This window comes from Comamonas sp. GCA5 (assembly GCF_036541385.1).
GTDB classification, from domain to species: Bacteria; Pseudomonadota; Gammaproteobacteria; order Burkholderiales; family Burkholderiaceae_C; genus Comamonas; species Comamonas aquatica.
This window is the reverse complement of the sequence record NZ_JAZHFR010000119.1, coordinates 1-7,682: the sequence shown is the minus strand read 5'-3', so window position 1 is coordinate 7,682 and position 7,682 is coordinate 1. Positions and strand designations below refer to the sequence as shown.

The window sequence follows — 7,682 nt, the reverse complement described above, 5'->3', positions numbered from 1 at the left end:
AAGCTACCCCTGATGAAGCGTACTTTGCAGCATTGCCGTTTGCACAAATGCAGGCGGCATAACCCCGGTGATCTCGCTTAGCAACTGGACTCAATTGTTCAAACGACCGGGACCACTTCTGCCAGCCCGTGCCGGCCAGCGATGCGGCCGATTACCTCAAGAGCATTCCCGGCTTCTCGGCGATCCGCAGCGGCGGCTCCAACAGCGACCCGGTGTTCCGCGGCCAGTTCGGCTCGCGCCTGCCGCTGCTGACCAACGGCACGACGCTGCTGGGCGCCTGCCCGGGGCGCATGGATGCGCCCAGCTCCTACATCTCCCCCGAAACCTACGATGCGCTGACCGTGATCAAGGGGCCGCAGACCGTGGCCTGGGGCCCGGGGGCGTCTGCGGGCGTGGTGCGCTTCGACCGCGAAAAGCCCCAGCTGGGCGAGCCGGGCATCGAGTTTTCGGCCAGCCTCCTGGCGGGTACGGCGGCACGCAGCGACCAGAACGTGGACTTTCTGGCCGGCAATGACCAGTTCTATGTGCGCCTGACGGCCAACCACTCGCAGAGCAAGGACTACCGCGACGGCAACGGCCGCGTGGTGCCCGCGCACTGGGACAAGTGGAATGCCGATGTCGCCCTGGGCTGGACGCCCGATGCCGACACCTGGCTGGAGCTGACCGCCGGTGCCGGCGACGGCGAGGCCCGCTATGGTGGCCGTGGCATGGACGGCACGCAGTTCCAGCGCGAAAGCGCCGGGCTGCGCTTCGAGAAAACCAACCTCTCGCCCGTGCTGCGCAAGCTGGAGGCGCAGATCTACTCCAACCGTGCCGACCATGTGATGGACAACTTCAGCCTGCGCAGCTTTGCGCCAGGCGGTGGCATGGCCATGCCCATGGCCAGCAATGTGCGGCGCACGACCACAGGGCTGCGCACCGCCGCCACCTGGTTGTGGAGCCCGGCGACCACGCTGCTGACCGGGGTGGATGCCCTGCGCAGCCCGCACGACAAGCGCATGGGCTCGCAGATGGTGCCCTACACCACCAAGCCCTGGGTGCGGGATGCCAAGTTCAGCAACCTGGGGCTGTTTGCCGAGCTGACGCAGCAGCTGGATGCCGACGACAAGCTGCTGACAGGCCTGCGCCTGGACCGTGCCCAGGCCTGGCGCTACCCCGGCGTGCAGGGCGACAGCAACCACCGCGAGCGCCAGGCGCTGCCCAGCGGTTTTGTGCGCTGGGAGCGCGCATCGCAGGATGGCTCCACCGTGTACGCCGGCCTGGGCCATGTCCAGCGCTTTCCGGATTACTGGGAGCTGATCTCGCCGGGCAACAGCACGACAGCCTTCCAGCGCCTGCAGCCCGAAAAGACGACGCAGATCGACGTGGGTGCGAGCTGGAAACGCCAGGACTGGCAGGCCTGGACCTCGGCCTATGTGGGCCAGGTGCAGGACTACATCCTGTTTGACTACCAGGGGGGCATGTCCTCCTCGGTGCGCAACGTCCAGGCGCGCATCGCCGGCTGGGAGGCCGGTGCCAGCTACCGCCTGAATGCGGCGCTGACGGCCCAGGGCACGCTGGCCTATGCCTGGGCGCAGAACACCACGGACGACCGTCCGCTGCCCCAGACCCCGCCGCTGGAAGCCAAGCTGGGCCTGGATTACCAGCAGGGCGCCTGGAATGCCGGGGCCCTGTGGCGCCTGGTGGCGGCCCAGCACCGCCATGCCACGGGCCAGGGCAATGTCGTCGGCAAGGACTTCGGGCCCAGCGCAGGCTTTGGTGTGTTCTCGGTGCATGCCGGCTACAAGGTGGACCGCAGGCTCAAGCTCACGGCCGGCATCGACAACTTGTTCGACCGCGCCTACGCCGAGCACCTGAACCTGGCGGGCAATGCCGGATTCGGTCTGCCGGCCGGTGTGCGCATCCACGAACCCGGCCGCACGCTGTGGCTGCGTGCCGATCTGCGCTATTGAGGCACCGTGCGGCTGCCCGCCGGTGACGGCGGGTGGCCGCTGTGGCACGGCCTTGCCTGCGAAGTATGCCGGGGGCCAGAATGGCCGCTGGCGCTGCTGCACAGGAGGTTCGCCATGGCATCCCCGATCACCGTGTGTCTCTGGTTCGATGGCGCCGCCCTGGAGGCGGTCGAGTTCTATGCCCAGACTTTTGCCGACAGCGCCGTGCAGGCCGTGCACTGTGCGCCCGCGGACTATCCGGCGTGCCGGCAGGGCGGTGTGCTGACCGTGGAATTCACCGTGCTGGGCCTGCCCTGCCTGGGGTTGAACGGTGGGCCGACCTTCCCGCACAGCGAGGCCTTTTCCTTCCAGGTGGTGACCGAGGACCAGGCCGAAACCGACCGCCTGTGGCAGGCGGTGGTCGGCCACGGCGGGCAGCCCAATGCCTGCGGCTGGTGCAAGGACCGCTGGGGCGTCTCCTGGCAGATCACACCGCGCGTGCTGCTGCAGGCGATCGCCCACCCGGATGCCGCCGCGGCCCGGCGTGCCTTCATCGCGATGATGGGCATGGGCAAGATCGACATTGCCGCCATCGAGGCCGCGTTGCGCGGCTGAGCGCCGCCCGGGACATCCGCCGCATGGCGCGGCGCAGGCTCAGGCGCCCAGCTGTGCCGCGTGGTGGCGCAGGTGGTCGTCGATGAAGCTCTGGATGAAGTAGTAGCCGTGGTCGTAGCCGGCCTGGCGGCGCAGCGTCAGGGGCTGGCCGACCTGGGCGCAGGCGGTTTCCAGCGCTTCGGGCAGCAGTTGCTGCTCGTGCAGGAATTTGTCGGCCAGGCCCTGGTCGACCAGGATGCCGGCCGGGTAGGGCGCCTTGCCCTGCGCCGCCATCAGGCGGCTGGCGTCGTGCTGGGCCCAGACGGCCTGGTTGTCGCCCAGGTAGCCGCTGAACGCCTTCTGGCCCCAGGGGCAGTTCATGGGGTTGGCGATGGGCGCGAAGGCCGACAGGCTCTTGAACACGCCGGGGTGGCGCAAGGCCAGGGTCAGCGCGCCATGGCCGCCCATGCTGTGGCCGAAGATGCCCAGGCGCTGCGTATCGATGGGCAGGTAGCGGCCCAGCAGCGGCAGCAGTTCCTCGATCAGATAGCTTTCCATGCGCCAGTGCTGCTCCCACGGCGCCTGCTGGGCGTTCAGGTAAAAGCCGGCGCCCACGCCGAAGTCCCAGGCCTCGGCCTCGCCCGGCACGTTGGCGCCACGCGGGCTGGTGTCGGGGGCGATCAGGGCCAGGCCCAGTTCGGCCGCCAGGCGCTGCGCACCGGCCTTGGTCATGAAGGTTTCCTCGGTGCAGGTCAGGCCTGCCAGGTACAGCAGGGCGGGCACTTTCTCGCCCATCACCGCCTTGGGGGGCAGGTAGACCGAGAACTTCATGGGCAGCCCGATTTCGCGCGCCTCGTGCTTGTAAAAGCGCTGGGCGCCGCCAAAGCAGGCGTGGGCGGTGAGCAGTTCGAAAGGCGTGGACATGGATACTCCTGAAAGAAGAGCTGTTGGCGCTCGTATTGCAAGCACTTTAGAGGTTTTTATGACCTAAGTGCACGCTGGGTGAGCGCATCCAGCTCTTGTTTTTGATGTGGTGCAGCGGGCCAGCGCAGGCTGGCCAGGGGCTGTGGCGCAGTGTAGGGGCCCCCGCTTGTCCCCATGGGGGCGGGGTGCTTGCCGGGCTGGGACTGCCGGTGCCTGCCTGCACCGTCCTACGCGGGGTGGGGCGTGGCGATGGAAAGATGCGCCTTTTGCATGTTGGAGGTTGCAGGCCCATGAAACTGGTTCATTCGCTGTTTGTCGGGGTGCATGTGCTGATGGCGCTGCTGTTCGCCCTGGTGTCGCTGGCTCTGCTGTGGATGGCCGTGAGCAAGGGCTGGGACACGCTGGTGCTGGGCCTGGACGACGGCGCCACCTTGCAGCTGGTGGAGGCCCTGGGCACCCTGGCGGCGGCCGTGGTGGCGCTGCAGATTGCACAGACCGTGGTCGAGGAGGAGGTGGTGCGCGATGCCAGCATTGCCGGGCCCACGCGGGTGCGGCGTTTCCTGTCGCGGTTTCTGGTGGTGATTGTGGTGGCCCTGGCCATCGAGGGCCTGATTGCCACCTTCAAGGCCCAGGAAGACCCGGCCACCCTGCGCTATGCCGCGCTGCACATCGCCAGCGTGGGCGTGCTGTTGCTGGGCTGGGGGCTGTTCGTGCACCTGAACCGCTCGGCCGAGGAGCTGGAGCCCGAGGCCCTGCATGCGGCCAAAAGCGAGGATGCCGCGGTGGATGGCACCTGACGGGGCCGTTCCAGCACGCAGCCCCGAGGCCTGGCTTCAGGCCTTGCCGGTGCCCGGCGTGTTGGCGGCGGCGGCCGCGGCGCGCAGCTTGTCCTTCTTGCTCATGCGCTTGCCCTTGACGCCGCCGCGGTCGCCGTCTTCGTGCGCGGCGCGCTCGGGCACGGTTTCGGTGACGGGGTGGTCCGGCAGGGTTTCCAGCTTCAGCTGCAGCTGGTTGCGCTTGGCAATCAGCTTCCAGTGCGCGGCGGTGGCGGGGGACACCAGGCTGATGGCCGTGCCCGACAGGCCGGCGCGGCCGGTGCGGCCGATGCGGTGGGTGTAGTCGTCGGCCGAGCGCGGCAGGTCGTAGTTGATGACCACGGGCAGGGCATCGATGTGGATGCCGCGCGCCGCCAGGTCGGTGGTCACCAGCACCTGCCACTGGTTGGCCTTGAACTCCTGCAGCACGCGCTGGCGCGCGCCCTGGCTCAGCTCGCCATGCAGGGCTGTGGCAAAGATCTTCTTGGCATACAGCTTGTTGGCCACATGCTCGGCGCTGTAGCGGCTGGCCACGAACACCAGCATGCGCTGGCCGGGGTGCTGGGCGATCAGCGCGCGCAGCACATTGGTGCGTTGGGCAGCGTCCACATACAGGGCGCGCTGGGCGATGGTGGCATCCTGCTGGTGGGTGTTTTCCACTTCCACGCTGGCGTGGCCGGGGCGCAGCAGTTGCGCCACCAGGTCTTGCACGGCGGGACCGAAGGTGGCCGACAGCAGCAGGGTCTGGCGTTGCTCCTTGGCGGGCAGCAGGGCCAGCACCTGTTCCAGTTCCTCGGCAAAGCCCAGGTCCATCAGGCGGTCGGCCTCGTCCATCACCAGGGTCTGCAGGCTGTGCAGCTTGAGCTGGCTGTGCGCCACCACGTCCAGCAGGCGCCCGGGCGTGGCGATCACCCAGTCCACGCCGCCACGCAGCGCCATCAGCTGTGGGTTGATGGAGACGCCGCCGGTCAGTACCGCCACCTTGGGGCGCTGTCCCAGGGCTTCGCCCAGGTGGTAGACCAGCTCGGCCACCTGGGTGGCCAGCTCGCGCGTGGGCACCAGCACCAGGGCCTGCGTGGTGCGCGGCCCGGAGCGCTGGCCGGCATCGCCCAGCATCCAGGCCTGCAGCAGCGGCAGCACATAGGCCGCTGTCTTGCCCGAGCCCGTGGGCGCGCAGACGCGCAGGTCCTGGCCATCCAGCACGGCAGGGATGGACTGGGACTGCACCGGCGTGGGCGCGATCAGGCCTTGGGAGGCGGCGGCATGGGCCAGCGACGGGGCAAGGCCAAGGGCGGTGAAGGGCATGGGCGAAGGGCCAAAAAGCAGCAAAGGCGGTGATTGTCGGGCTTTAGCGGCAGGCCAGGCCTGGCGCAAGCAGAAGCCGCAGCAAATGACATGGCATAGCCCGCCGGCCGCCGGTCTTTGCACAATGCCTGCATCCCTGACAACAAGGAGCGCGCGGGTGAATGCTTGGGAATTGAAGGTGCCACCGGTGGCCCTGGTGCTGGTGTGTGGGCTGCTGATGGGGGGCATGGCTGCGGTGTGGCCGGTGGCCACGCTGTGGGCCGTGCCCTGGTGGTGGGGCGCGCTGCCCATCGCGCTGGGGGTGGGCGTGGCACTGGCCGGGGTGCTGGCGTTCCGCCGCGCGGCCACGACGGTGAACCCGACCACGCCGCAGGCCTCGTCCAGCGTGGTGACCACGGGCATCTATGCCCACAGCCGCAACCCCATGTACCTGGGCTTTGCCCTGGCGCTGCTGGGCTGGGGCCTGTGGCTGGGCCATGCCGGGGCGCTGCTGGTGCTGCCGGCGTTTGTGCTGTACATGAACCGCTTCCAGATCGTGCCTGAAGAGCGCATGCTGGCGCAGAAGTTCGGCGCACCCTACACCCGCTATCTGCAGCAAGTGCGGCGCTGGCTGTAAGTCGGTGGGTGCTTGGCGTGCGTGCCCAGGACGCCGCTGCAGCCACCCGGCCATAAAAAAGCCACGGTGGCAACACCGTGGCGGGGGGGCATCAACGCTGGGCGGGTCAGTACTTGACCACCGAGCGGATGGACTTGCCCTCGTGCATCAGATCGAAGGCCTCATTGATCTGGTCCAGGCCCATGGTGTGGGTCACGAACGGTTCGAGTTGGATCTTGCCGGTCATGGCGTCTTCGACCATGCCGGGCAGTTCGCTGCGGCCCTTGACGCCGCCGAAGGCCGTGCCCAGCCACTTGCGGCCCGTCACCAGCTGGAAGGGGCGCGTGCTGATCTCTTGTCCCGCGCCGGCCACGCCGATGATGACCGACTGGCCCCAGCCGCGGTGCGCGCACTCCAGCGCGGCACGCATCACCTGGGTGTTGCCGATGCACTCGAACGAGTGGTCCACGCCCCAGGTCGTCATCTCGACGATGACCTGCTGGATCGGCTTGTCGAAGTCCTTGGGGTTGATGCAGTCCGTCGCGCCGAAGGTCTTGGCCAGGTCGAACTTGCTGGGGTTGGTGTCGATGGCGATGATGCGGCCGGCCTTGGCCAGCTTGGCACCCTGGATCACGGCCAGGCCGATGCCGCCCAGGCCGAACACGGCGACGGTATCGCCTTCCTGCACCTTGGCGGTGTTCTTGACGGCGCCCAGACCCGTGGTCACGCCGCAGCCCAGCAGGCAGACCTGCTCGGGGTTGGCCTCGGGGTTGATCTTGGCCAGCGAGACCTCGGCCACCACGGTGTATTCGCTGAAGGTGGAGCAGCCCATGTAGTGGTAGATGGGCTGGCCGTTGTAGCTGAAACGGGTCGTGCCATCGGGCATCACGCCCTTGCCCTGCGTGGCGCGCACGGCCACGCACAGGTTGGTCTTGCCGCTCTTGCAGAACAGGCATTCGCCGCATTCGGCGGTGTACAGCGGGATCACATGGTCACCCGGCTTGACGCTGGTCACGCCTTCGCCCACTTCCACCACGATGCCGGCGCCTTCGTGGCCCAGCACCACGGGGAACAGGCCTTCGGGGTCTTCACCGGAGAGCGTGAAGGCATCGGTGTGGCAGACACCGGTGTCGGTGATCTTGATCAGCACTTCGCCCTTCTGGGGCGGGGCCACGTCGATCTCGACGATCTGCAAAGGTTCTCCGGCCTTAAAGGCCACGGCGGCGCGGGATTTCATGATGGTCTTTCTGTTGAAGGCGTGGGAAGGCGAGGCGCGGGACGGCTTCGCTGTGCAAGTCTCTGACTGTAGAGCATGCTGGGCCGCGGTGGCGGGCCATGGCCGCAGGTGCAGGTGTGTTGGCCGCAGATGCAGGTGGGCATCCGGGCGGCAGTGGCTGTTAGAACGTGTTCAAGATCTCCTGAGCAGCAGAACCAGGAAAGCCAAGTGGACGAACTGCAAGCTGGTGTTGAGCAGCCGCTCGCAGTTCTTCCACAGCCGCCGATTCTTGTCTAGCCAGG

General features: G+C 67.9%; 6 protein-coding genes and 2 pseudogenes. 4 read left to right on the top strand and 4 right to left on the bottom strand.

The annotated features are described in order from the left end of the window. Positions 1-122: 122 nt before the first annotated feature. Both SJH88_RS17785 and SJH88_RS17780 read left to right on the top strand, forming a co-directional pair. Positions 123-1,952 (top strand): annotated as a pseudogene (locus tag SJH88_RS17785) (TonB-dependent copper receptor); the annotation flags it as partial. Between the two features lie 114 nt (positions 1,953-2,066). Beyond that, on the top strand, positions 2,067-2,546 hold the full coding sequence (locus SJH88_RS17780; protein WP_274755246.1) for a VOC family protein: 480 nt from the start codon (positions 2,067-2,069) through the stop codon (positions 2,544-2,546). A gap of 39 nt (positions 2,547-2,585) precedes the next feature. Here the strand turns inward: SJH88_RS17780 and fghA are convergent, their stop codons facing one another. Then, complete coding sequence (gene fghA / locus SJH88_RS17775) at positions 2,586-3,449, bottom strand: S-formylglutathione hydrolase (RefSeq protein WP_274755245.1); 864 nt, start codon at positions 3,447-3,449, stop codon at positions 2,586-2,588. A 290-nt stretch (positions 3,450-3,739) separates the two neighbouring features. Here fghA and SJH88_RS17770 point away from each other — a divergent pair, with 290 nt between their 5' ends. Next, complete coding sequence (locus SJH88_RS17770; RefSeq protein ID WP_274755244.1) at positions 3,740-4,246, top strand: hypothetical protein; 507 nt, start codon at positions 3,740-3,742, stop codon at positions 4,244-4,246. 36 nt (positions 4,247-4,282) lie between these two features. On the opposite strand, the gene SJH88_RS17765 is transcribed toward SJH88_RS17770, so the two are convergent. Further along, complete coding sequence (locus SJH88_RS17765; protein ID WP_274755243.1) at positions 4,283-5,569, bottom strand: DEAD/DEAH box helicase; 1,287 nt, start codon at positions 5,567-5,569, stop codon at positions 4,283-4,285. A gap of 157 nt (positions 5,570-5,726) precedes the next feature. Here SJH88_RS17765 and SJH88_RS17760 point away from each other — a divergent pair, with 157 nt between their 5' ends. Then, positions 5,727-6,185: a methyltransferase family protein gene (locus tag SJH88_RS17760; protein WP_045267116.1), complete on the top strand. Its 459-nt coding sequence runs from the start codon at positions 5,727-5,729 to the stop codon at positions 6,183-6,185. Between the two features lie 106 nt (positions 6,186-6,291). Here the strand turns inward: SJH88_RS17760 and SJH88_RS17755 are convergent, their stop codons facing one another. Next, on the bottom strand, positions 6,292-7,401 hold the full coding sequence (locus SJH88_RS17755) for an S-(hydroxymethyl)glutathione dehydrogenase/class III alcohol dehydrogenase (RefSeq protein WP_043387186.1): 1,110 nt from the start codon (positions 7,399-7,401) through the stop codon (positions 6,292-6,294). A gap of 171 nt (positions 7,402-7,572) precedes the next feature. After that, positions 7,573-7,682, bottom strand: a pseudogene (locus SJH88_RS17750) (IS5/IS1182 family transposase); the annotation flags it as partial.

Excerpts from the sequence above, each read along its gene's own strand:
- fghA (WP_274755245.1), bottom strand. The coding sequence starts at position 3,449 with ATGTCCACGCCTTTCGAACTGCTCACCGCCCACGCCTGCTTTGGCGGC.
- SJH88_RS17755 (WP_043387186.1), bottom strand. The coding sequence starts at position 7,401 with ATGAAATCCCGCGCCGCCGTGGCCTTTAAGGCCGGAGAACCTTTGCAG.
- SJH88_RS17765 (WP_274755243.1), bottom strand. The coding sequence starts at position 5,569 with ATGCCCTTCACCGCCCTTGGCCTTGCCCCGTCGCTGGCCCATGCCGCC.
- SJH88_RS17770 (WP_274755244.1), top strand. The coding sequence starts at position 3,740 with ATGAAACTGGTTCATTCGCTGTTTGTCGGGGTGCATGTGCTGATGGCG.
- SJH88_RS17780 (WP_274755246.1), top strand. The coding sequence starts at position 2,067 with ATGGCATCCCCGATCACCGTGTGTCTCTGGTTCGATGGCGCCGCCCTG.